General features: G+C 59.9%; 18 protein-coding genes and 1 pseudogene. 11 read left to right on the top strand and 8 right to left on the bottom strand.

From position 1 onward, the window contains the following. The first annotated feature begins 60 nt into the window (after positions 1-60). The 6 genes from GKKCFE_RS23725 (at position 61) to yccS (ending at position 9,870) form a co-directional block, all read left to right on the top strand. Entirely contained in the window at positions 61-1,503 is a 1,443-nt protein-coding gene (locus tag GKKCFE_RS23725; protein WP_445577167.1) for a TldD/PmbA family protein, read from the top strand. Continuing rightward, positions 1,503-2,855: a TldD/PmbA family protein gene (locus tag GKKCFE_RS23730; protein ID WP_445577168.1), complete on the top strand. Its 1,353-nt coding sequence runs from the start codon at positions 1,503-1,505 to the stop codon at positions 2,853-2,855. Before GKKCFE_RS23725 ends, GKKCFE_RS23730 begins: the two co-directional genes overlap by 1 nt. A 193-nt stretch (positions 2,856-3,048) precedes the next feature. Continuing rightward, positions 3,049-4,476, top strand: a complete 1,428-nt coding sequence (gene mdtD, locus GKKCFE_RS23735) for a multidrug transporter subunit MdtD (RefSeq protein ID WP_076383389.1) — start codon at positions 3,049-3,051, stop codon at positions 4,474-4,476. Positions 4,477-4,779: 303 nt separating this feature from the next. After that, entirely contained in the window at positions 4,780-6,117 is a 1,338-nt protein-coding gene (gene dbpA / locus GKKCFE_RS23740) for an ATP-dependent RNA helicase DbpA (RefSeq protein ID WP_230682660.1), read from the top strand. 143 nt (positions 6,118-6,260) lie between these two features. Next, the gene (locus GKKCFE_RS23745; protein WP_445577169.1) at positions 6,261-7,439 is read left to right on the top strand and encodes an NAD(P)/FAD-dependent oxidoreductase; all 1,179 of its coding nucleotides are present in this window, start codon (positions 6,261-6,263) and stop codon (positions 7,437-7,439) included. A gap of 247 nt (positions 7,440-7,686) precedes the next feature. Continuing rightward, a complete protein-coding gene (yccS, locus tag GKKCFE_RS23750; RefSeq protein ID WP_445577170.1) occupies positions 7,687-9,870 on the top strand; it encodes a YccS family putative transporter in 2,184 nt (727 codons plus the stop codon). Positions 9,871-10,012: 142 nt separating this feature from the next. Here yccS and GKKCFE_RS23755 read toward each other — a convergent pair whose 3' ends face one another. Beyond that, positions 10,013-10,750 (bottom strand): substrate-binding periplasmic protein, encoded by a 738-nt coding sequence (locus tag GKKCFE_RS23755; RefSeq protein ID WP_139048973.1) that lies wholly within the window; start codon positions 10,748-10,750, stop codon positions 10,013-10,015. Between the two features lie 261 nt (positions 10,751-11,011). On the opposite strand from GKKCFE_RS23755, the gene GKKCFE_RS23760 reads away from it, so the two are divergent. Continuing rightward, positions 11,012-11,464 (top strand): GNAT family N-acetyltransferase, encoded by a 453-nt coding sequence (locus GKKCFE_RS23760; protein WP_139048972.1) that lies wholly within the window; start codon positions 11,012-11,014, stop codon positions 11,462-11,464. A 125-nt stretch (positions 11,465-11,589) separates the two neighbouring features. Here GKKCFE_RS23760 and GKKCFE_RS23765 read toward each other — a convergent pair whose 3' ends face one another. The 3 genes from GKKCFE_RS23765 to GKKCFE_RS23775 are packed head-to-tail and all read right to left on the bottom strand — an operon-like array spanning position 11,590 to position 14,558. Beyond that, entirely contained in the window at positions 11,590-11,886 is a 297-nt protein-coding gene (locus GKKCFE_RS23765) for a winged helix-turn-helix domain-containing protein (protein WP_092401633.1), read from the bottom strand. A gap of 4 nt (positions 11,887-11,890) precedes the next feature. Continuing rightward, positions 11,891-12,394, bottom strand: a complete 504-nt coding sequence (locus GKKCFE_RS23770) for a M48 metallopeptidase family protein (RefSeq protein WP_139049043.1) — start codon at positions 12,392-12,394, stop codon at positions 11,891-11,893. 40 nt (positions 12,395-12,434) lie between these two features. Next, positions 12,435-14,558 (bottom strand): EAL domain-containing response regulator, encoded by a 2,124-nt coding sequence (locus GKKCFE_RS23775; protein ID WP_445577171.1) that lies wholly within the window; start codon positions 14,556-14,558, stop codon positions 12,435-12,437. Positions 14,559-14,876: 318 nt separating this feature from the next. Here GKKCFE_RS23775 and GKKCFE_RS23780 point away from each other — a divergent pair, with 318 nt between their 5' ends. From GKKCFE_RS23780 to GKKCFE_RS23795, 4 genes are all read left to right on the top strand, one after another. Further along, complete coding sequence (locus GKKCFE_RS23780) at positions 14,877-15,542, top strand: polysaccharide lyase family 7 protein (protein ID WP_076383385.1); 666 nt, start codon at positions 14,877-14,879, stop codon at positions 15,540-15,542. Between the two features lie 281 nt (positions 15,543-15,823). Next, positions 15,824-16,495, top strand: coding sequence for a polysaccharide lyase family 7 protein (locus GKKCFE_RS23785; protein WP_139048970.1), 672 nt, complete (start codon positions 15,824-15,826; stop codon positions 16,493-16,495). Positions 16,496-16,790: 295 nt separating this feature from the next. Next, positions 16,791-17,459, top strand: a complete 669-nt coding sequence (locus tag GKKCFE_RS23790; protein ID WP_445577172.1) for a polysaccharide lyase family 7 protein — start codon at positions 16,791-16,793, stop codon at positions 17,457-17,459. A 502-nt stretch (positions 17,460-17,961) separates the two neighbouring features. Continuing rightward, positions 17,962-18,246 (top strand): fructose-bisphosphate aldolase, encoded by a 285-nt coding sequence (locus GKKCFE_RS23795; protein ID WP_139048968.1) that lies wholly within the window; start codon positions 17,962-17,964, stop codon positions 18,244-18,246. A gap of 501 nt (positions 18,247-18,747) precedes the next feature. Here GKKCFE_RS23795 and GKKCFE_RS23800 read toward each other — a convergent pair. The 4 genes and pseudogenes from GKKCFE_RS23800 to fba all read right to left on the bottom strand — a co-directional run. Further along, a pseudogene (locus GKKCFE_RS23800) lies at positions 18,748-18,866 on the bottom strand (fructose-1,6-bisphosphate aldolase); the annotation flags it as partial. Between the two features lie 4 nt (positions 18,867-18,870). Continuing rightward, a complete protein-coding gene (locus GKKCFE_RS23805) occupies positions 18,871-20,130 on the bottom strand; it encodes a type II toxin-antitoxin system HipA family toxin (protein ID WP_188251833.1) in 1,260 nt (419 codons plus the stop codon). Continuing rightward, positions 20,123-20,413: a helix-turn-helix transcriptional regulator gene (locus GKKCFE_RS23810; RefSeq protein ID WP_316912303.1), complete on the bottom strand. Its 291-nt coding sequence runs from the start codon at positions 20,411-20,413 to the stop codon at positions 20,123-20,125. The genes GKKCFE_RS23805 and GKKCFE_RS23810 overlap by 8 nt, the downstream gene beginning before the upstream one ends. Positions 20,414-20,524: 111 nt before the next feature. Continuing rightward, positions 20,525-21,589, bottom strand: a complete 1,065-nt coding sequence (gene fba, locus GKKCFE_RS23815; RefSeq protein ID WP_003177554.1) for a class II fructose-bisphosphate aldolase — start codon at positions 21,587-21,589, stop codon at positions 20,525-20,527. Between the last annotated feature and the right edge of the window lie 149 nt (positions 21,590-21,738).

Raw genomic sequence — 21,738 nt, forward strand, 5'->3', positions numbered from 1 at the left:
AGAGCCGTCGCGTCAATGCGCCGCACCTCGCTGCACCGCCACTCCAGACAAGGAGGTTCCATGTTCGATGTCCACCCCCAGCTCAAGCAGCGGTTTGCTGCCTTGCGCACGGGCGCTGAGTTCTTTTCCCTGCGCTACGTGCGCGAGTCCGGCCAGCATCTGTCGGTGCGCAAGAACATTGCCGAACCGCCCAGCCTGGGCCGTGACGAAGGGGCGATGCTGACCGTGCGGGTCAACGGTGTCGAGGCCTATGCGGCCACCAACGACCTGTCCCAGGCCGGCCTGCAAGCGGCGCTGGAGCGGGCCGAGCAACAAGCCCGCCGACTCAAGCCACACGCCCTGCTCGACTTGCGCGAGCAGGCGGTCTCCAGCGACCGCGCCGATTACTTCTCGCCTCACTTCGACCAGGCGTTCCCGTCCCTCAACGACTGCTATCAATTACTGGGTGACGAATCCGCCGCGGTGCCCAAGGATGAGCGCCTGGTGAACTGGCAGGTCAGCATCGGCCTGACCCAGGTCGAGCAGATCTACCTCAACAGCGTCGGCGCCGAACTGCGCCAGGCCCAACGCTTTGTTTATCCGGCCCTGGACGTCACCGCCTTCGACGGCAACGACAGCCAGACCCGCACCCTGGGCCGTGAGAACTTCGGCCAGCAAGGCGGCTTCGATGTCATCCGCCGCTGCGGCCTGATCGGTGCCGCACCAAAGATCGCCGACCAGGCCCTGCAATTGCTCCTGGCGCCGAACACCCCGCAAGGCCCCCGTGACCTGCTGTTGATGCCCGATCAGATGATGCTGCAGATCCATGAGTCCATCGGTCACCCGCTGGAACTGGACCGCATCCTGGGAGACGAGCGCAATTACGCCGGCACCAGTTTCGTCACGACCGGCGACTTTGGGCATCTGCAATACGGCTCCCAGCTATTGAACGTGACCTTCGACCCGAACGTTCCCGAAGAGCTGGCCAGCTACAGCCATGACGACGACGGCACCGCCGCCAGCAAAGAATTTCTGATTCGTGAAGGGCTGTTGCTGCGCCCCCTGGGTGGTGCGCTGTCGCAATTTCGCGCAGGCCTGAGCGGGGTCGCCAACAGCCGCGCCTGTGGCTGGAATCGCCCGCCCATCGACCGCATGGCGAACCTGAACATCGAGCCCGGCGACCAATCGTTGGAGCAACTGATCCAGGGCATCGAACACGGCGTGCTGATGCGCACCAACCGCTCCTGGTCCATCGACGATGCCCGCAACAAATTCCAGTTCGGTTGCGAGTGGGGTCAATTGATCGAAAATGGCGAGCTCAAGGGCGTGGTGAAAAACCCCAACTACCGAGGCATTTCCGCGCAATTCTGGAAAAGCCTGCGGGCGGTGGGCGATGCCAGTACCGCCCAGGTACTGGGCACGCCAAATTGTGGCAAGGGCGAACCGAACCAGGTCATTCGCGTCGGCCATGCCTCGCCGGCGTGCGTATTCAGCAATGTCGCAGTGTTTGGGGGAGATGCCTGATGAGCACCGGCAATATAAGCACCGGCAACAATCAGGCCGAGGCCTTCAAGACGCTGGTGGACTGGCTGCACAATGCACTGCGCGAAGCCGAGCAGTTCACCCTCGGCTACGCCGCCGAATCCTCTGCTTTTGTGCGTTTCAACCATGGCAAGGTCCGTCAGGCCGGGCAGGTGCAGCAGGCCAGCGTCAGCTTCAAACTGATCAACGACGGGCGCCACGCCGACTTGCAGATCACCTTGTCCGGTGAAGTCGAAACCGACCTGCATCGCCTGGCCGAAGGTCTGCAACAGTTGCGCGAAACCCTGCCGCTGCTGCCGCCCGATCCGTACCTGCTGCTCAACCACAACCACTGGCAGAGCCACAACGTGCAGGACCATCCGTTGCCGGACACTGACCAGGCCGTGGCCGAAATCACCCGCGCCGCCGACGGTCTGGATTTGGTCGGTTTCTATGCCGCCGGCCCCATCAGCCGGGGCTTTGCCAGTTCTTCGGGGGCGTTCGGCTGGCATCAGGCCAACAGCTTCAACTTCGATTTCAGCCTGTTCCATGAAAACGGCCAGGCGGTAAAAGCCAGCTACGCCGGGCACGAATGGAGCAGCGAAGGCTTTGCCAGGCGCTTTGAACAGGCCCGCGAGCAATTGGCGTTTTTGGGCCGCCCCTTGCGCACCCTGCCGCCCGGTGAATACCGCGCCTACCTGGCACCAGCGGCGATGGAAGAAATCATGGGCATGCTCAGCTGGGGCGGGTTTTCGGCCCGGGCGATTGCCAGCAAGCAAAGTCCATTGCAGAAGTTCTACGCGAACGAAGCAAGCTTGAGCCCCGACGTATGGCTCAGTGAGCAGGTCAGCGGCTCTTTGAGCCCGGCGTTTTCCGACGAAGGTTATCCGCGCGATGACTTGGGCCTGATCGTCAAAGGCATGGCCGGTGCACAGTTGATCAACTCCCGCAGCGCCGCCGAGCACGGCCTGAACGCCAACGGCGCCAGCAGCTACGAATACCCCACGGCGCTGGTGATGAACGAAGGCCAGCTCGAGCAGCAAGATATCCTCGAACACCTTGGCACCGGGCTGTACATCAGCAACCTCTGGTACCTGAACTACTCGGACCAACCGGCCGCGCGCATGACCGGCATGACCCGCTTCGCCACGTTCTGGGTCGAGAACGGCCAGATCGTCGCGCCGGTCAGCACCATGCGTTTCGACGACAGCGTCTACAGCCTGCTCGGCTCGCAACTCGAAGGCCTGAGCCGGGAGCGGGAACTGCTGCTCTCGGCCAGCACCTACAGCCAGCGGGCCACGGCTTCGATGCTGTTGCCGGGGGCATTAGTCAAGCGCTTGACCTTGACGTTGTAGCCAACCAAACACAGGACCTGTGGCGAGGGGATTTATCCCCGCGGGGTTGCGAAGCGACCCCCAAAGGGTAAATGCGTTCTGCCTGACTCACCGAGGCGACAGTTCTGGGGCTGCTTCGCAGCCCAGCGGGGATAAATCCCCTCGCCACAACAGCGGCATCTGTTCCTGATCAACACTCCGTACAAGAGGTCCCATGCCCAACCGCGCACCGCTCGACGCTGTCACCGCCCGCTGGCTTCCTTGGGTCGTGGCGATTGCCTTTTTCATGCAGTCCCTGGACGGGACCATCCTCAACACCGCCCTGCCCGCCATGGCCAGCGACCTGGCGGAAAACCCGCTGCGCATGCAGGGCGTGATCATTGCCTACATGCTCACCGTGGCGCTGCTGATCCCGGCCTCTGGCTGGATCGCCGACCGCTTCGGGACCAAGAAGATTTTCTTCGGCGCGATCCTGTTGTTCAGCTTCGGCTCGTTGCTCTGCGCCTTGTCCAATTCGTTGTCCATGCTGATCGGCGCCCGGGTGATCCAGGGCCTGGGCGGCGCGCTGATGCTGCCGGTGGGCAGGTTGGTCGTGTTGCGGGCCTACCCACGCTCGGAACTGGTGCGGATCATGGGTTTCATCACCATTCCCGGCCTGCTCGGTCCACTGATCGGCCCGACCATGGGCGGCTGGATGGTGGAGTACCTGACCTGGCACTGGATCTTCATCATCAACCTGCCGGTGGGCGTGCTGGGTTGCTACGCAGTGTGGAAATTCATCCCGGACCTGCGCGGCAGCGAGCGTACCCGGTTCGATGGCCTGGGTTTTCTGCTGTTTGGCGCGGCCATGGTGCTGATCACCATCGCCATGGAAGGCCTCGGTGAACTGCACCTGCCGCACTTGCGCGTGATGTTGCTGTTGTTCGGCGGCATGGCCTGCCTGGCGGCTTATTGGCTACGGGCCGGGCACATCGAAAACCCGCTGTTCGCACCGTCGCTGTTCAAGACCCGGACCTTCGCCGTGGGGATTCTCGGCAATCTGTTCGCGCGCCTGGGCAGCGGCGCCCTGCCGTTCCTGGTGCCGTTGCTGCTGCAAGTGGCCCTGGGCTATTCACCGTCCCAGGCCGGGATGAGCATGTTACCTCTGGCCGCGGCGGCGATGGTCGCCAAGTCCGTGGCCCGGCCGTTGATCGAGCGCTTCGGCTACCGCAGCGTATTGACCGCCAATACCCTGGCCCTGGGCCTGATGCTGGCGAGCATGGGCCTGGTCAGCGAACAGACGCCGTACTGGCTGCTGCTGGCGCAACTGGCGGTGCTGGGAGCAATCAACTCGTTGCAGTTCACCGCGATGAACACCGTGACCCTGATTGACCTGGACGACGCCAGCGCCAGCAGCGGCAACAGCCTGCTGTCGGTGGTGGCGCAACTGTCCCTGAGCCTGGGCGTGGCCTGTGCTGGTGCGCTGCTCGGCGGCTTTACCGCCCAGGTCGGCAACGACGGGGTGGACACCGTGCTTGGCGCGTTCCAGTTGACGTTCCTGACGGTGGGCATCATGGCGATGCTGGCGGCGACGATTTTTTCGCAGCTGTCGAAAGAGGATGGGCGGCGGGCCAAGCGGCCGGATGAGCATATCGAGCACTGACCAGGATCGGTGAGCTTTCGTGGCGAGGGAGCTTGCTCCCGCTCGGCTGCGCAGCAGTCGCAATCCAGGCGACACGAACTTTCAGGTACACCGTGTTGGCCGGTTTGGGGGCGCTTCGCGCCCCAGCGGGAGCAAGCTCCCTCGCCACAGGGAATTCGTCCGCTTCAGAACTGCGCCACAGCTCGTCCAGAACTTTCGAGAAAAGTGGCACGAGGCTGCTACACTGCGCGACATTTTGTTTTGCAGGCCAGTCCCGTGACCACCATTGCCACCGCTTTTAATACTCTGCCGCTGTCCGCCGCCATGCTGGCTAACCTCGAATCCCTCGGTTATGCCCAGATGACGCCGATCCAGGCGCAGAGCTTGCCGGTGATCCTCAAGGGCATGGATCTGATCGCCCAGGCCAAGACCGGCAGCGGCAAGACCGCGGCCTTCGGCATCGGCCTGCTGAACCCGATCAACCCGCGCTTCTTCGGCTGCCAGGCACTGGTGATCTGCCCGACTCGTGAGCTGGCCGATCAGGTTGCCAAGGAAATCAGGCGCCTGGCCCGCGCCGAAGACAACATCAAGGTCCTGACCCTGTGTGGCGGCGTGTCGTTTGGCCCGCAGATCGCTTCCCTGGAGCACGGCGCCCACATCATCGTCGGCACGCCAGGGCGCATCCAGCAGCACCTGCGCAAGGGCTCGCTGGTGCTGGACGGCCTCAACACGCTGATCCTCGATGAAGCCGACCGCATGCTCGACATGGGCTTCTACGACGCCATCGAAGACATCATCCAGCAGACCCCGGAACGCCGTCAGACCTTGCTGTTCTCAGCCACCTACCCGGTGGGCATCAAGCAACTGTCGTCCAAGTTCATGCGCAACCCGCAGCAGGTCAAGGCCGAAGCCTTTCACTCCGACGCGCAGATCGAGCAGCGTTTCTATGAAATCTCCCCCGAGGAGCGCATGGACGCCGTGGTCAAGGTGCTGGCGCATTTCCGTCCGGCCTCCTGCGTGGCGTTCTGCTTCACCAAGCAGCAGGTTCAGGAAACCGTCGACCATCTGACATCCAAAGGTATCTCGGCGGTCGGCCTGCATGGCGATCTGGAACAGCGCGACCGCGATCAGGTGCTGGCGATGTTCGCCAACCGCAGCACCTCGGTGCTGGTCGCCACCGATGTGGCGGCCCGTGGCCTGGACATCGACGCACTGGACATGGTGATCAACGTCGAACTGGCCCGCGATTCGGAAATTCACATTCACCGCGTCGGCCGCACCGGGCGTGCGGGTGAAAAAGGCATCGCCATCAGCCTGGTGGCGCCGTCCGAAGCCCACCGCGCCCAAGCGATCGAGCAGTTGCAGAAGTCGCCACTGAGCTGGGACCAACTGGACAACCTCAAGCCCCAGGGCGGCGGCCCGCTGCTGCCGGCCATGAGCACCCTGTGCATTGGTGCCGGGCGCAAAGACAAAGTCCGCCCCGGCGACATCCTCGGCGCCCTCACCGGCGAGGCCGGCATCCCCGGCGCCCAGGTCGGCAAGATCGCGATTTTCGACTTCCAGGCCTATGTCGCCGTGGAGCGCGCAATCGCCAAACAGGCGCTGCAACGCCTGAACGATGGCAAGATCAAGGGCCGTTCGTTGCGGGTGCGGATCCTGTAACTCCAACAGAGATCAAACTGTGGGAGCGAGCCTGCTCGCGATGACGGACTGTCAGACAACATCAATGTTGAATGTACCGGCCTCATCGCGAGCAGGCTCGCTCCCACAATGGGTTTTGTGGTGACATTTAGAGGGACACCGTTTTGCGCTCTACCGAAGTCGTGATCATTGGCGCTGGCGCCGCGGGGTTGATGTGCGCGCTGACCGCCGCAGGGCGCGGACGGCAGGTGATGTTGCTGGACCACGCCAACAAGGCCGGCAAGAAAATCCTCATGTCCGGCGGTGGGCGCTGCAATTTCACCAACATGTACAGCGAACCGGGCAATTTCCTCTCGCAGAACCCGCATTTCTGCAAGTCGGCCCTGGCCCGTTACACCCAGTGGGATTTCATCGCCCTGGTGGCCAAGCACAGCGTGCCCTATCACGAGAAAAAACTCGGCCAGTTGTTCTGTGATAACAAGTCCAGCGACATCCTCGGCCTGCTGCTGGACGAATGCGACCAGGCCGGTGTCAACCTGCACCTGGACACCTCGATCGAGCGCATCGAGAAAACCGAGAGCGGCTACCTGCTGCAAACCACCCTCGGGGCCATCACCTGCCAATCCTTGGTGATTGCCACGGGCGGGCTGTCGATCCCGACGCTGGGCGCGACCGGTTTCGGTTACCAGGTGGCCAAACAGTTCGGGCACCAACTGCTGCCCACCCGCGCCGGGCTGGTACCGTTCACCATCACTGACCAGCTCAAGGCGTTGTGCACCGAACTTTCAGGCACTTCAGTGGATTGCCTGGTGAGCTGCAACGAGCAGAGTTTTCGCGAGAACATCCTGTTCACCCACCGCGGCCTCAGCGGCCCGGCGATCCTGCAGATTTCCTCGTTCTGGGAACCGGGTGACACGGTGCAGATCAACCTGCTGCCGGACCACGACGTGCCGAGCTGGCTGCAACAGCAACAGGCCGAACGCCCCAACAGCGAACTGAAAACCCTGCTGGGCGAATTGTTCACCAAGAAGATGGCCACCCTGCTGGCCGATACTTGGTTCGTCTCCAAACCCATGAAGCAATACACCCACGCCGAACTGGCAGACATTGCCGAGAAACTGTCGAGCTGGAATGTCGTCCCGGCCGGCACCGAAGGCTACCGCACCGCCGAAGTGACCCTGGGCGGCGTCGATACGCGGGAAGTCTCGTCCAAGACCATGGAATCACTGAAAAGCCCTGGCCTGTATTTCATTGGCGAAGTGCTGGACGTCACCGGGCACCTGGGCGGGTTCAACTTCCAATGGGCCTGGGCGTCGGGGTATGCGGCTGCGCAATACGTCTGATCCAACATGTGAACAACAACCCTGTGGGAGCGAGCTTGCTCGCGATAGCGGAGGTTCAGTCAATATTAATGTGACCGACCTGACGCCATCGCGAGCAAGCTCGCTCCCACAGGGGGGCTATGGTGTTTTCTAAAATTGCATTCACACGCGAAGGAACACTTTTTGCTGCCGGATGTGATCGCCGCCATTGCGTCGGCGTCATTACTGCCTCAATTTAGCGTCATTGCCCGTCAGGCCCGTGCACTTCATGTCATCGACCTCGTTTAGTCAGTCTCTGCGTCGCCTTTGGGCGTTGGATAAATTCAGTTATAGCGTGCGGGTGTTCATCGCCCTGACCGGCAGCATGGCGCTGTGTTGGTATCTGGATGAGATGGCGCTGTTGATCCCGCTGTTCCTGGGCATCATCGCCAGCGCCCTGGCCGAGACCGATGACAGCTGGCAGGGCCGCCTCAACGCGCTGGCCGTGACGCTGGTGTGCTTCACCATCGCAGCGCTGTCGGTGGAATTGCTGTTCCCTTATCCGGTTCTGTTCATCGTTGCCCTGGCGCTGGCGAGCTTCGCCCTGACTATGCTCGGTGCGCTGGGCGAACGCTATGGCGCGATTGCCTCGGCCACGTTGATTCTCTCGGTCTACACCATGATCGGCGTAGACCAGCGCGGTGGCGCGGTCACCGATTTCTGGCACGAACCTTTGCTGCTGGTGGCCGGTGCGGCTTGGTACGGCCTGCTCTCGGTACTGTGGCAGGCGCTGTTTTCCAACCAGCCGGTGCAGCAAAGCCTGGCGCGGCTGTTCCGCGAGCTGGGACGCTACCTGAAGCTCAAATCATCGCTCTTCGAGCCGATCCGCCAACTGGACGTCGAAGCCCGGCGCCTGGAACTGGCCCAGCAGAACGGCCGGGTCGTCGCCGCGCTTAACGCGGCGAAGGAAATCATCCTGCACCGCGTAGGCAATGGGCGACCAGGCTCGAAGGTCAGCCGCTACCTGAAGCTGTACTTCCTCGCCCAGGATATCCACGAGCGCGCCAGCTCTTCCCACTACCCCTACAACGCGCTGGCCGAGGCGTTCTTTCACAGCGACGTGCTGTTCCGCTGCCAACGCCTGCTGCGCCAGCAAGGTAAAGCCTGCCAAGCGTTGGCCGAGTCGATCCAACTGCGCCAGCCATTCGTCTATGACGCCAGCTTCGCCGAGGCGCTGAATGACCTGCATGCCTCCCTCGAACACCTGCGGATTCAGAGCAACCCAGCCTGGCGCGGATTGCTGCGTTCGCTACGGGCCTTGTCGGCGAACCTTGGCACCATGGACCGCCTGCTCAGCGACGCGAGCAACCCCGACGCCCTGGCCGACGCCACCGATAGCAGCCTGCTGGATCGCTCGCCGCGCAACCTGAAGGACGTCTGGGTCCGCTTGCGCACACAGCTCACGCCCACCTCGCTGCTGTTCCGGCATGCCCTGCGCCTGCCCCTGGCGCTGAGTGTGGGTTATGCCATGGTGCATCTGATCCACCCGTCCCAAGGCTACTGGATCATTCTCACCACGCTGTTCGTGTGCCAACCCAACTACGGCGCCACCCGGCGCAAGCTCGGCCAACGGATCATCGGCACCGCCATCGGCCTGACGGTGGCCTGGGCGCTGTTCGATCTGTTTCCCAACCCGCTGGTGCAATCGTCTTTCGCCATCGCCGCCGGGGTGGTGTTCTTTACCAACCGCACGACCCGCTACACCCTGGCGACCGCCGCGATCACGATCATGGTGCTGTTCTGCTTCAACCAGGTGGGCGACGGCTATGGACTGCTGCTGCCACGCCTGTTCGATACGCTGCTGGGCAGCCTGATCGCCGGCCTTGCGGTATTCCTGTTCCTGCCGGACTGGCAAGGCCGCCGGTTGAACAAGGTGCTGGCCAACACGCTGACCTGCAACAGCATTTACCTGCGCCAGATCATGCAGCAATACGCCGCCGGCAAAAGCGATGACCTGGCCTATCGCCTGGCCCGACGCAACGCCCACAACGCCGACGCCGCATTGTCCACCACCTTGGCAAACATGCTGATGGAGCCGGGGCATTTCCGTAAGGAAGCCGATGTCGGGTTCCGCTTCCTGGTGCTGTCCCACACCCTGCTCAGCTACTTGTCAGGTCTGGGCGCCCATCGGGACACCGCATTGCCTGCAGACGTGCGCGAACACCTGATCGACGGCGCAGGGGTGAAACTGGCCGCGAGCATCGACGAAATTGCCCAGGGCCTGGCGAGCAAACAACCGATAGCGGTCCAAAGCGACGAGGAAGAAGCCTTGGCCAGTGAGCTTGAGCAGATGCCCGATGATATCGACGAGGGTCAGCGGCTGGTGCAGACGCAACTGGGGTTGATCTGCCGTCAGTTGGGGCCGCTGCGCACGTTGGCGGCGCATCTGGTCAAGGATACTAGCGAGGCTTGAGGAGTGTGGTGCTCGCACCACCGCCATCGCGAGCGGGCTCGCTCCCACAGTGGACCTCAGCCGTACAAAATTTAAGTGTCCGCTCTAGATCAACTGTGGGAGCGAGCCTGCTCGCGATAGCGCCAGTCCAGGCACCGCAAGATCACATCCCGTGCGCCTTCAATAACCGCGCATAACTACCATCGGCCTTCATCGCCGCAATCTCCCGATCGAATCCCGCGACAATCTGCTCGTGCTGCGGGTTCTTCAGGCTGACCAGAATGTGCAGGCTGTTTTCACTCAGTGGCTTGGGCATGAACTCCACGGCGTTGCGCACCTTGGCCGACTCACGAGCCAAGTAATAACGGGCGACGAACTCATCTTCCAGGGTCAGCTTCACCCGACCGGCAGCGAGCATGCGCACGGCCATTGCAAAGTTATGCACAGGGATTTTCTGCAATTGCTGATCCTCATCGAACGCCTTGGAGTAGGCGTATCCGCGGACCACGGCGATGGGATAGGCATGCAGCTGCTGCAGGTTCTCGTACTGGATGGGTGCGTCCTTACGCTTGATGAAGCGCACGCGATTGAGCAGGTATTCAGCCGAGAAACGGCCCACATGGGTACGTTCTTCGCTGTACCAGGCATTGATCAGCACGTCATAGCGCCCCTCGCCGATGCCCAGCATCGCCCGGGCCCAAGGCACCTGCTCAAAGTCACTGGCATAACCGGCTCGCGCCAGAGCGGTACTGACGATATCGGTCGCCAGGCCACCATTGACCAGCGTGGTGTCGGTAAAGGGTGGCCAGCCATCTGCCACCAGACGCAACTTTTGCGCGCAAGCGTTGTGGCTCAGCAACAGCAACCCGACCAAAGCAAGAGCTCGATGCAATCGCGGCATGCCAAACATCCTTGACGGGTTCAAAGCCCGGTTTGTTTTTAGCCGAATCTCAAGAGATGTCGTCAGACATCCGGTCCTAACATTAGCTCAGTGGAACCGCTGCGCAGCGTTGAATCGAAGATTACACAAAGAAGGCCACGCCGCGACAATTCGATGATGGCATTTTGGCCTTTGTCACAGATTTTTACAGTTGTCCAAGAAAGAGACTTCCGCAGCCAGCCCGCTTAATATCGGCATCAGGTTCTTCAGGAAATTCAAAAAATGGATATCGACTGGGTCTGCAAACATCACAGTGACCTGAGCAAGGAACAGCTGTACGCCATCCTCAAATTGCGCGCCGAAGTATTCGTCGTGGAGCAGAATTGCCCCTACCTGGACGTCGACGGCCTGGACCTGGAGGGCGACACCTGCCACCTGATGGCCTGGCAGGACAATCGTCTGGTGGCTTACCTTCGCTTGCTCGATCCGCACTCGCAAAACAGTGACGTGGTCATCGGGCGCGTGGTCATCTCCCCCCAAGCACGGGGACAGGGGCTGGGCCACAAACTGATGGAACAGGGTCTCAAGCAGGCCGAGAAGCACTGGCCCGGTACATCGATCTCACTGTCGGCACAGGCGCATCTGCAGGGGTATTACTCACGGTATGGGTTTGGAGTGGTGGGTATCGAGTACATGGAAGACGGGATTCCACACATTGGCATGCATCGGCCTTGATGCCCTCTTCGCGAGCAGGCTCGCTCCCACAGTGGATCTGCGTGGTACATAAATCATATGTCCACTGCAGATCAATGTGGGAGCGAGCCTGCTCGCGATAACGCCGACCCAGACGCCGCCAATGTTCAGGGATACTCCAACACCGCTTTAATGCGCTGCAAATTCCCCTCGATCCAGCGCCGATCAATCGCCCCCCAATCACGGATCCGATAATGCCCGGCATGGTTACGGGCACCCTCTAGCTGCTCGAATTCACACACGATATCCAGGTCCGCCAGCGCTGCCACGGTGTCCTGGGCGGTGCGTCGCGGCATGCCGGTGACTTCGGTGAGCGCGGGAATGTTGCTGGCCACGCCGCTATCAATCAGGTACGCCACATACAAACGACGATAGAAGCTGCTTTTGGTCTTGCTGACGTCCATTCGGTCATTCCTTGGGGGGTTGCAGATCGCGCCAGGTCAGGTACACCCGCAAGTCGAATTCCAACTGGTGATACCCCGGCAGCATGTGCTCGCAGAGTTGGTAGAACGCTTTGTTGTGGTCCGACTCCTTGAAGTGGGCCAGTTCGTGCACCACGATCATTTTCAAAAACTCAGGTGCCGCGTCCTTGAACAGCGAAGCGATACGAATTTCTTTCTTGGCCTTGAGCTTGCCGCCCTGCACCCGTGAAATGGCAGTGTGCAAGCCCAGGGCGCGGTGAGTCAGGTCCAGGCGATTGTCGAACAGCACCTTGTCGATAGCGGGCGCGTTACGCAGGTATTGTTGCTTGAGATCCAGCGCATAACCGTACAGGGCCTTGTCGCTCTGGACCGAATGCCGGTCGGGGTAGCGCTGCTGCAAGTAGTCGCCCAGCCGATCCTGGGCAATCAGTTGCTGCACTTGGGCTTGCAGGGCGGCGGGGTAAGCCTGGAGGTATTTGAGCGCGATCATCGGCGGCAACACAGTCACAAAAGCCGCCAGTGTAGCGAATTCAGACCTGCATCGCGCTCCAGTCAAATGGCCGGGCAAAGGCATCCGTGTCTTCGGCCATCAAGGGCCGCGCTACCAGGAACCCCTGCACATATTCGCAGCCGTGGGCCTTGAGCCACTTATATTGCTCAGGCGTCTCTACGCCCTCGGCGATCACCCGCAACCCCAATTGCTTGCACAAATCGATGACCGACGCCGCCAGTGCCGCATCCCGGGGCGAATCCGGCAGACGGGCGATCAGGTGTCGATCAAGCTTGAGGGTATCGAGTTCCAGGTCGCGCAGGTGCGCCAGCGAGCAAGGCCCGGAACCGAAATCATCCAACGCCACTCGCACCCCGAGGTTATGCAGCAACCGCAGTTGTTTATGGGTTTCGTCGGGGTTGCGCATCAGTGCATCTTCAGTCACCTCGACCTCAAGTTGCCGGGGTTTGAGGGCATGTCGCTCCAGGACCTGGCGCAATTCGGTCACCAGGTTGGGCAAACCGAACTGGGTGCTGCTCAGACTCACCCCCAGTACCAGATCATCAGCGAACAAGCGCTCCCAGACTTTACGCTGGGCGGCGCTGCGATGATAAATCCAGCTCCCCAGCCGACTGATCAATCGGGCCTCTTCCAGTAATGGCAGGAACAACCCCGGCGGCACATCACCGACGCTGGGGTGCTGCCAGCGCAACAGCGCCTCGAAGCCACGGATACGCCCGTCGCCAACCGCCACCTGGGGCTGGTAGACCATATTGAAATCGCGGTTTTCGATGGCCGAGCGCACACTTTCTTCGAGCATCAACCGTGAACGGGCTCGACCGTTCATTTCGTGATCGTAAAAACGGTATTGCTGACGGCCAGCGCGCTTGGCCTCGTACATGGCGATGTCGGATGCACGCAGCAGACCGTCGAGATTGGCGCCGCAGTCGGGGTACGTCGCGATGCCGATGCTGGCCCCCAGCGCTACGTCCATGCCCTCGATCTGTTGGCAGATAGACACCCGTTCGATGAGTTTCTCGGCAATCTTGGCCGCTTGCTCGGGCACTTCCAGATCCAGCAGGGCGGTGAACTCATCGCCGCCCAGACGCGCCAGAATGTCGAACGGGCGCAGGCACGCCTTCAGTTGTTCCGACACCCAGCGCAACACGCGGTCACCGGCATCATGGCCCAACGAGTCATTGACCCGTTTGAAGCCATCAAGATCCAGGTACAGCAGCACCCAGTTGCTTTCCAGCCGCTCGCTGCGCATCAGCAGGTTTTCGGCTGTCTGATAAAACCCCCTGCGGTTGAGCAGACCGGTCAGCGGGTCAGTGACGGCCTGGTATTCGAGTTGCTGGTGCAAGTGACGCACCACCGACATGTCCTGAAGCGTTACCACCATGGCCTTCTGCTCCGCAGGCAGGGGCGCACAAGACAAGGCCACCGACACCTGCTGGCCGGGCGCGGTGCGCAAGACCGCATCGTGCAGACGCCAGGTCTGCCCCCGGCAGTAGGCGACATGGATATCGGAGCCGTCCCACTCGGGGATGTGGGGTTTTTGCAGGAAATCCAGGAGCGGCATTCCCTGCAACTGCTCGGCGGTGGCATTAAGCAGGCGGCAGGTAGACGGATTGGCGAAGCGAATACACCCGCTTTCATCCACCACGAGGATGCCTTCAGCAGCGTTATCCAGCACCGAGGCGTTGAAAGCCCTGGCTGCTTCCAGATCCTGGCTCAGGCGCTGCAAGGCCCGGCGATTGCGCTGGTGTTCGAGCAGGGCATGAACCTTGGGCTTGAGAATCTGCGGATCGAATGGTTTGAACAGGTAATCCACGGCGCCGCTGGCGTAGCCCTTGATCACCGCATCCTGGGATTGCTCGTTGGCGGTCAGGAAAATGATCGGGGTCAGCCGTGTCCGCTGGCTGCCGCGCATCAGACGCGCTACTTCAAAACCGTCCATGTCGGGCATCTGCACATCCAGCAGGACCAGGTCGATGTCATGTTCGAGTAGAAGGTTAAGGGCTTCGACACCCGAGGACGCGGTCATCACCTTCCAGTCCTGACGCTGCAACAACGCTCGCATGCTGAGCAGGTTTTCAGGGTAATCATCAACTATCAAAAGGACGGAACTGTCTTCGCCAAGCGGTGGTTGCACGCATTCCATGCTGCTTCTCTTATCGGGCGTCACGTCCGTCTTGCCGTAGCAAGGCGGACAAATACTGTGATCTCACTCTAGACCGTGATTCTGAAAAGCAGTAGGTGTCATCCCGCCATCATCCAGACAAAGCCCAAAATAGCCGACTAACGGTCACCCACCTCGGGCACAAAACCTGCAATGACACCTTCGACGAACAATTGACGTCAATCATTCGCTGGGCGGTCATCGAAAATTTCCCCCTGCGTGATCAATGCGCCAAAAAGCTTGAGCTAGAGCCTCTGGCTGGGCGTTCAGCATTTTCACTCCGTTACGTAGGATCCGACCATGATTGATCTCGCCACCTGGAACCTGAGCATCCCCGAAGGCAGCCCACCAACGACCATCGAAACCTCTCAACTGGTGCAGGGGTTCCAGAACCAGTATTTCCACGCCGACTCCGGAACGGTGTTTTTCTGGGCACCGGTCACCGGCGCCAAGACTGCCAACGCGATTTACCCACGCAGCGAACTGCGGGAAACCTATAGCAACGGTACCCAGCGCAACTGGTTGTACTCAGCGGCTGATAACAAGCTGGCCGCCACGCTGACCGTCAACCAAGTCCCCAGCACTGGCAAGCTCGTCATTGGCCAGATCCACGCCAAAGACAGCACCAGCCCCATGGTGAAACTGGAGTACCAGTACAAAACCTACAGCTCCACCGGCAACATCGTAGCCAAAGTGCGCATGCGTCCCGACGACGAATCGGGCCAGGTCATCACCATCGCCACAGGCATAAAGCTCAATCAGTCCTTCTCTTACCTGATCCACCTCAGCCCCGCCGGCGTCCTGACCATCAATGGTGCGGGTTACCAGTGGAGCTCCCCCATCAGCTCCACTTGGAGCGACAAGCCGCTGTACTTCAAGGCGGGCGTGTACGTGCAGGACAACACCGGTTATCCCACCGAAGGCGGGACCGTGACGTTCAGCCTGCTGGATATCGATCACATCTAGCCGCTTGGCAGGGCGCCATGGCAGGAACGCAGCGCTGCCCGCCCAGGCGACCTTATCAATGCGAAGTCGTTCATGGCGAATTCGAAACTGCCGACTAACGGTTCTCTCTCCAGGCACAGATGCTGCAAATGACCTATTCGACGGGCAATTGACGTCAAACATCCGCCGGATGGTCATTCAAAAAAACTCCTTCCTGCGTGATCAACACACCCCAAATGCCTGGAGTAGAGCCTCCCGCTTTGGTTCTCAGCATTTTTACTTTCGTTACGCAGGATCCGACCATGATCGACCTCACCACCTGGAATCTGAGCATTCCCGAAGGCAGCCCTCCGGCGACCATCGAGACGCCGAGACTGGCGCAAGGGTTCAAAGACCAGTATTTCAATGCCGAAACCGGCACCCTGTTTTTTTGGGCTCCCGTGACCGGTGCCAAGACCGCCAACGCCATTTACCCGCGCAGCGAACTGCGGGAAACCTACAGCGACGGCACCCTGCGCAACTGGCTCTACTCCGCGGCAGACAACAAGCTGCGCGCAACCCTGACCGTCAACCAGGTGCCCAGCACCGGCAAGCTCGTGATCGGCCAGATCCACGCCAAAGACAGCACCCGGCCCATGGTGAAACTGGAATACCAATACAAGGCCTACAGCTCCACCGGCAACATCGTCGCCAAAGTCCGACTACGCCCCGATGATGCGTCAGGCCAAGTCATCACCATCGCCACAGGCGTGCAACTTGATCGCAGATTTTCCTACCAGATTCACCTCAGTCCGAAGGGCGCGCTGGGCATCAGCGCGGCGGGTTACAACTGGAGAACCACGGTAAGCCCGGACTGGAAGGACAAGCCGTTGTATTTCAAAGCCGGCGTCTACGTGCAGGACAACACCGGCTACACCACTGAAGGTGGAAAAGTGACGTTCAGCATGCTGGAAATTCATCACACCGTTCGATAAGCGTATTTCCCCTGGCATAGCGCAGCATGGACGCTGCTCCCTTCGAACGTGACCCACATCGACGCCGATGCCATAGCGCCATCGTTCAAAAAAAATTCGAATTGCCCGACTAACGGTCGTCGTCCTCGGGCACCAAAGCGGCAAACACCACTCTGACGGACAGTTGACGCCACCCCCCCGCCGGACGGATACGAAAATTCGATCCCCCCGCGTTTCTCGGGACGCGTCATAAAGCGCTGGCTAGAGCCTCCGGCTGGATCTTGCAACATATTCATTCCGTAGAAAGGGCCCGCACATGGTCGATCTTGCAACCTGGAACTTGAGCATCCCCGAGGGAAGCCCACCCAAAACCATCGAAACCCCTCGACTGGTGGACGGTTTCAAGAACAAATATTTCAACTCTGAAGGCCAGACGGTGTATTTCTGGGCACCGGTGACCGGCGCCAAGACGGAAAACGCCATATACCCGCGCAGCGAGCTGCGGGAAACCTATAAAGACGGCACCTTGCGCAACTGGCTGTACCCCGACGCCGACAACTATCTGCAGGCGACCCTGGCAGTCAACCAGGTGCCCAGCAGCGGCAAGATCGTGATCGGTCAGATCCACGCCAAGGACAGCAACAAACCCATGCTGAAATTGGAATACCAGTACAAGGACGACAGCAAGACCGGCAACATCGTCGCCAAAGTGCGCATGCGCCCCGATGACGACGACGGCCGGGTCATTACCGTTGCCACGGGGATGAAGCTTGATCGGTCCTTTTCTTACCGAATCCATCTTGATCGTACCGGCGACCTGGGCATCACCGCGGCGGGTCGTAGCTGGTACACCACCATGAGCGCCAAATGGAAGGTCAAGCCGCTGTATTTCAAGGCTGGCGTGTATGTGCAAGACAATACGGGCTATACCAGCGAAGGCGGGAAAGTGACGTTCAGCAAGCTGGATATCGATCACAACACCTGACCACGGTGCTTCAGGCGCCACAGCAGCAACGGAATGCTGCTCGCCTGACCGTCTGTAAATTTCGTAGGAATTCGCCCACCGTGGCGAGGGAGCTTGCTCCCGCTGGACTGCGAAGCAGTCCCCTCTTTTCGTCAGACCTAGCACATACCCAAGTTTTGCGGCGGCTGCGCCCCCGAGCGGGAGCAAGCTCCCTCGCCACGTGGGCGCGGTGCGTCCTACAGGTCGATTTTGGGCTCGAAAATCTCCTCTATAGTTCGGGTTCGTCTGCTGGCTTTGGTCAGCGGGGCACGGGTTTCGCAGCCCGACAGAGAACAATGACTTTGCACCGCAAAATGAAAACTCAGGCAGAATTGCCGACGTTCATTTTATGGCGGTTGCGCGCGGGAGGCCTTTGGGTCTGCCGGGTTTGGTCATTCTCGGTCTGCGAACCCGCGCGTAGCTGCCACCCACTTTGTTTCGCAGCAAAAAGGTGGCAATTCTTTTTCTATAGGGAATTTCATCTATGACCATGCATCAATCGATTAGCCGCTTCACGCCCTTGACCCCGATCGCCACCACCCAACCCGTCCTGTTCATCGATAAAACCGTCCCACTGAGCGAGCTTCACGCCTGTGCCAGCGAACGCCTGCATGCCACGCTCGACTACTTGACGCTCATGGCCTGCGCCACCCTGCGCGATTCGGCCTCCAGCGACCTCAATACCCTCACCAATGTCGCCCGGATCCTGGTTCAGGATGTCACCGATGTGTTCGGCGTCATTGAACAACGCGGCCTCGAAGACCAATAAAGCCCTCCCGGCGGGAGATGATCCCCTGTGGGAGCGAGCCTGCTCGCGATGACGGCAGTAAATCCAACTTCTGTGCAATTGAATTACCGCTATCGCGAGCAGGCTCGCTCCCACAATTGGATTGGAGTACACCCGCAAGAGCCAGGTCGGCTATAAGGCCGCCTCGCTTTTGATTTTGATCTGTGGGCCCCGTTAACCACGCTGGCCGAACGCAGGTATTGCGTAGTGGGCATCCCGGCATGGATGCCGGGATAGCCGCGCTGGGCCATGGATGGCCCTTCGCGGCGGGCCCACGGAGCAAGGCCTGCGTTCGGGCATGCCGAGCCTAGGCGAGGCACCGAGTGGTGGGGCAGAAGCGCTTTGGTTACTTTCGCGCTCTTCGAAAGTGACCCGCCGTAAGGGCGGAACCATAAGCAGCCGTTACCCAAAAAACGGATATACACACAAACCCCACACATAAAAAACCCGCATCACTGCGGGTTTTCTCAAAACGCTGAAACCTTAATTAACCTTGGCGTTCAACTCACCCTTCAAATACCGCTGATACATCGCTTCCAAAGAAATCGGCTTGATCTTCGAAGCATTACCAGCGTCCCGAACGCTTCATAACGAACAATACTCGCTTCACGCCAATGGCTTGCGCCTGAATCGAGGTGCAACCGAGTCATAAAGTGCTGCAAGCCGTCCGCCATCCCACTCCGCCTGCATGCCTTTTAGCAGCTCCCCATCAATACGATGCCCATTGATCGCCAACGCTTGGCTCATCGCGTCGGCGATTCGCTCAATAATCAACAATGGCTTATCTACCCCACAATGCTTGCGACCGAACTCGATCAGTTGCTGCCGATCAGGATAGGTCTTCACCTTGTTCATCTTGATCGCCAAGGTCCGATCCACCAACGAGCGGCCAGACTTGGGGTTGTAGTGTTCATACACCGTGGTAGTGGTGACATCAAAAACCGGTGCCAACCGCACGGTTTCCAGTGCGTCGGGATGCGTATAAATAACACCGAAATTTTTCAGGTGGGCATCGCCGTTGCGCACCATGACCGAGAGGCACACCGAAGAAAAAAAGCGCTCCCGTTCGCGAACCGGCTCAGCATGCCGGCATACCTGATCCACTACTGCCGCAAGGGTCTCGTAACTCTGGGAATATTTGTAGTTGTCATGAGGGTCTTTGTGCAGGCCAAGGAGCACTGCCATGTCCTCAAACCCCAAGCGCCCGGAAGGGGTCAGGTCGAACCGTTCCATTACAAACAACTCACCGTTTTCCGACAGCCAGAATGGCGGAGTTTCCAACCCGGCCAAACGAGCGGCTTCCAGGCAAAGGAATTCATTCTGCGCCAGATGGGCATACTCCTCGGCGCCGGATTTCACGATCAGATCGGAGCTGAGCATGGTTTTTCGATCGCCAGTCAGCTTATCCAAGTCAGGCACAAGTACCTTGGGTTGGACGCCCGAAATGCCAGACTCAAAATAAGTATCAACAAGGAAGTCAAAAACACTTTGTGAAGTATCCGCCGACAGAATGTCCTGCAACCCGACCTGAGCCCGCACAGTCGTAGGGGCCTGCGCAGGGTTGACGTAACTGAGTCGACCGATCTGATTACCACCTATCACCGATAACAGCCGCATGTCATCGACTTGCATGTGTCTGGCCATACGACGCTTGATCTGGTCGGCCAGAAACCCCTCGGGCACGTTCATATCAAAGATAGGATGAAGGACGTTACTGACTGAAGGCGTAGGGTCATAGGGCATGACCAACGAAACCTCCCGAGACGCCTCGGCGCTCGCATAGGCGAACGAAAACTGCGAACCTTTGGACAAGTCGCCGCTATAACCTTGCGGTGTCATGACATTGAGCAGCTTGACCTTACTCATCATGCTCTACCAGATCAGCGAGGGATTTGAGGTCAATCCGCTTGTCGACGATTTCCAGCGCCATCCCCAACGCCGATACGACTCGAAACAAGGTGTACACAGCCACGTTTTCACCGGCCTCAAGATCGATGATCGTTTTGCGGCTGCAGTTGGCTTTCTCAGCGAGAAGCTGTTGGGTATATCCCTTCGCACGGCGCAGTGCACGCATCCTCTCGCCAAGAACTGAAGGGTTTAGAATCAGCACAGTGTCACCTATAACGGACTTTTTAGCTTTGAAATCCAATTATGTCCTTTATAGCGGACATTTCAAGCGTGTTGTGTCCTCCGATCTTCAAGGCCAATTCCCACGCACAAAAAAACCCGCATCACTGCGGGCTTTTTTGACGCTCAAGCCTTAGTTAACCTTAGCGTTCAACTCACCCTTCAAATACCGCTGATACATCGCTTCCAACGAGATCGGCTTGATCTTCGAAGCATTACCCGCAGTACCGAAAGCTTCGTAACGCGCAATACACACATCACGCATCGCCGTCACGGTAGCCCCGAAGAACTTACGCGGATCAAATTCGCTCGGATTGGTCGCCATCAAACGACGCATGGCACCGGTAGAGGCCAGGCGCAGGTCGGTGTCGATGTTGACCTTGCGCACGCCGTACTTGATACCTTCGACGATTTCTTCAACCGGCACGCCGTAGGTTTCTTTGATGTCGCCGCCGTACTGGTTGATGATCGCCAGCCACTCTTGCGGAACCGAGGAAGAACCGTGCATCACCAGGTGAGTGTTGGGAATGCGTTTGTGGATTTCCTTGATGCGGTCAATGGCCAGCACGTCGCCGGTAGGCGGCTTGGTGAACTTGTAGGCGCCGTGGCTAGTGCCGATGGCGATGGCCAGGGCGTCGACCTGGGTCTTCTTGACGAAGTCCGCGGCTTCTTCCGGGTCGGTCAGCATCTGGCTGTGGTCCAGCACGCCCTCGGCGCCGATGCCGTCTTCTTCACCGGCCATGCCGGTTTCCAGCGAGCCCAGGCAACCCAGTTCGCCTTCCACCGAGACGCCGCAGGCATGGGCCATGGCGACGGTCTGCTGGGTGACGCGAACGTTGTATTCGTAGTCGGTCGGGGTCTTGCCGTCTTCACCCAGGGAGCCGTCCATCATGACCGAGCTGAAGCCCAGTTGGATGGAGCGCTGGCAGACGTCAGGGCTGGTGCCGTGGTCCTGGTGCATGCACACCGGGATGTGCGGGAATTCTTCGATGGCAGCCAGGATCAGGTGACGCAGGAATGGCGCGCCGGCGTATTTGCGGGCGCCGGCCGAAGCCTGGACGATCACCGGGGAGTCAGTCTTGTCAGCGGCTTCCATGATGGCGCGCATCTGCTCAAGGTTGTTGACGTTAAAGGCTGGGACGCCGTAGCCGAACTCGGCTGCGTGGTCCAGCATCTGACGCATGCTGATAAGTGCCATTAGTGTGTCTCTCCCGGTCGAGGGTCGTTAATCGTGCCAGCCTGCCGGAGCGGCGGCGGCTATTCAAGTCATTGCAGGTCGGGGGTGGGTCCGGCCTGTGTGTTCGGTGAAACAAAATCTCGAAACTATAAGAGGCCCCTGTGGGAGCG

It is taken from the genome of Pseudomonas sp. E141 (assembly GCF_052659885.1).

What these genes read in the sequence shown, in the direction of transcription:
- GKKCFE_RS23760 (WP_139048972.1), top strand. Translation starts at nt 11,012, where the DNA reads ATGGATATCGACTGGGTCTGCAAACATCACAGTGACCTGAGCAAGGAA.
- GKKCFE_RS23790 (WP_445577172.1), top strand. Translation starts at nt 16,791, where the DNA reads ATGGTCGATCTTGCAACCTGGAACTTGAGCATCCCCGAGGGAAGCCCA.
- mdtD (WP_076383389.1), top strand. Translation starts at nt 3,049, where the DNA reads ATGCCCAACCGCGCACCGCTCGACGCTGTCACCGCCCGCTGGCTTCCT.
- GKKCFE_RS23795 (WP_139048968.1), top strand. Translation starts at nt 17,962, where the DNA reads ATGACCATGCATCAATCGATTAGCCGCTTCACGCCCTTGACCCCGATC.
- GKKCFE_RS23775 (WP_445577171.1), bottom strand. Translation starts at nt 14,558, where the DNA reads ATGGAATGCGTGCAACCACCGCTTGGCGAAGACAGTTCCGTCCTTTTG.
- GKKCFE_RS23765 (WP_092401633.1), bottom strand. Translation starts at nt 11,886, where the DNA reads ATGGACGTCAGCAAGACCAAAAGCAGCTTCTATCGTCGTTTGTATGTG.
- GKKCFE_RS23730 (WP_445577168.1), top strand. Translation starts at nt 1,503, where the DNA reads ATGAGCACCGGCAATATAAGCACCGGCAACAATCAGGCCGAGGCCTTC.
- GKKCFE_RS23780 (WP_076383385.1), top strand. Translation starts at nt 14,877, where the DNA reads ATGATTGATCTCGCCACCTGGAACCTGAGCATCCCCGAAGGCAGCCCA.
- GKKCFE_RS23725 (WP_445577167.1), top strand. Translation starts at nt 61, where the DNA reads ATGTTCGATGTCCACCCCCAGCTCAAGCAGCGGTTTGCTGCCTTGCGC.
- GKKCFE_RS23785 (WP_139048970.1), top strand. Translation starts at nt 15,824, where the DNA reads ATGATCGACCTCACCACCTGGAATCTGAGCATTCCCGAAGGCAGCCCT.
- yccS (WP_445577170.1), top strand. Translation starts at nt 7,687, where the DNA reads ATGTCATCGACCTCGTTTAGTCAGTCTCTGCGTCGCCTTTGGGCGTTG.
- GKKCFE_RS23770 (WP_139049043.1), bottom strand. Translation starts at nt 12,394, where the DNA reads ATGATCGCGCTCAAATACCTCCAGGCTTACCCCGCCGCCCTGCAAGCC.
- GKKCFE_RS23755 (WP_139048973.1), bottom strand. Translation starts at nt 10,750, where the DNA reads ATGCCGCGATTGCATCGAGCTCTTGCTTTGGTCGGGTTGCTGTTGCTG.
- GKKCFE_RS23805 (WP_188251833.1), bottom strand. Translation starts at nt 20,130, where the DNA reads ATGAGTAAGGTCAAGCTGCTCAATGTCATGACACCGCAAGGTTATAGC.
- dbpA (WP_230682660.1), top strand. Translation starts at nt 4,780, where the DNA reads ATGCTGGCTAACCTCGAATCCCTCGGTTATGCCCAGATGACGCCGATC.
- fba (WP_003177554.1), bottom strand. Translation starts at nt 21,589, where the DNA reads ATGGCACTTATCAGCATGCGTCAGATGCTGGACCACGCAGCCGAGTTC.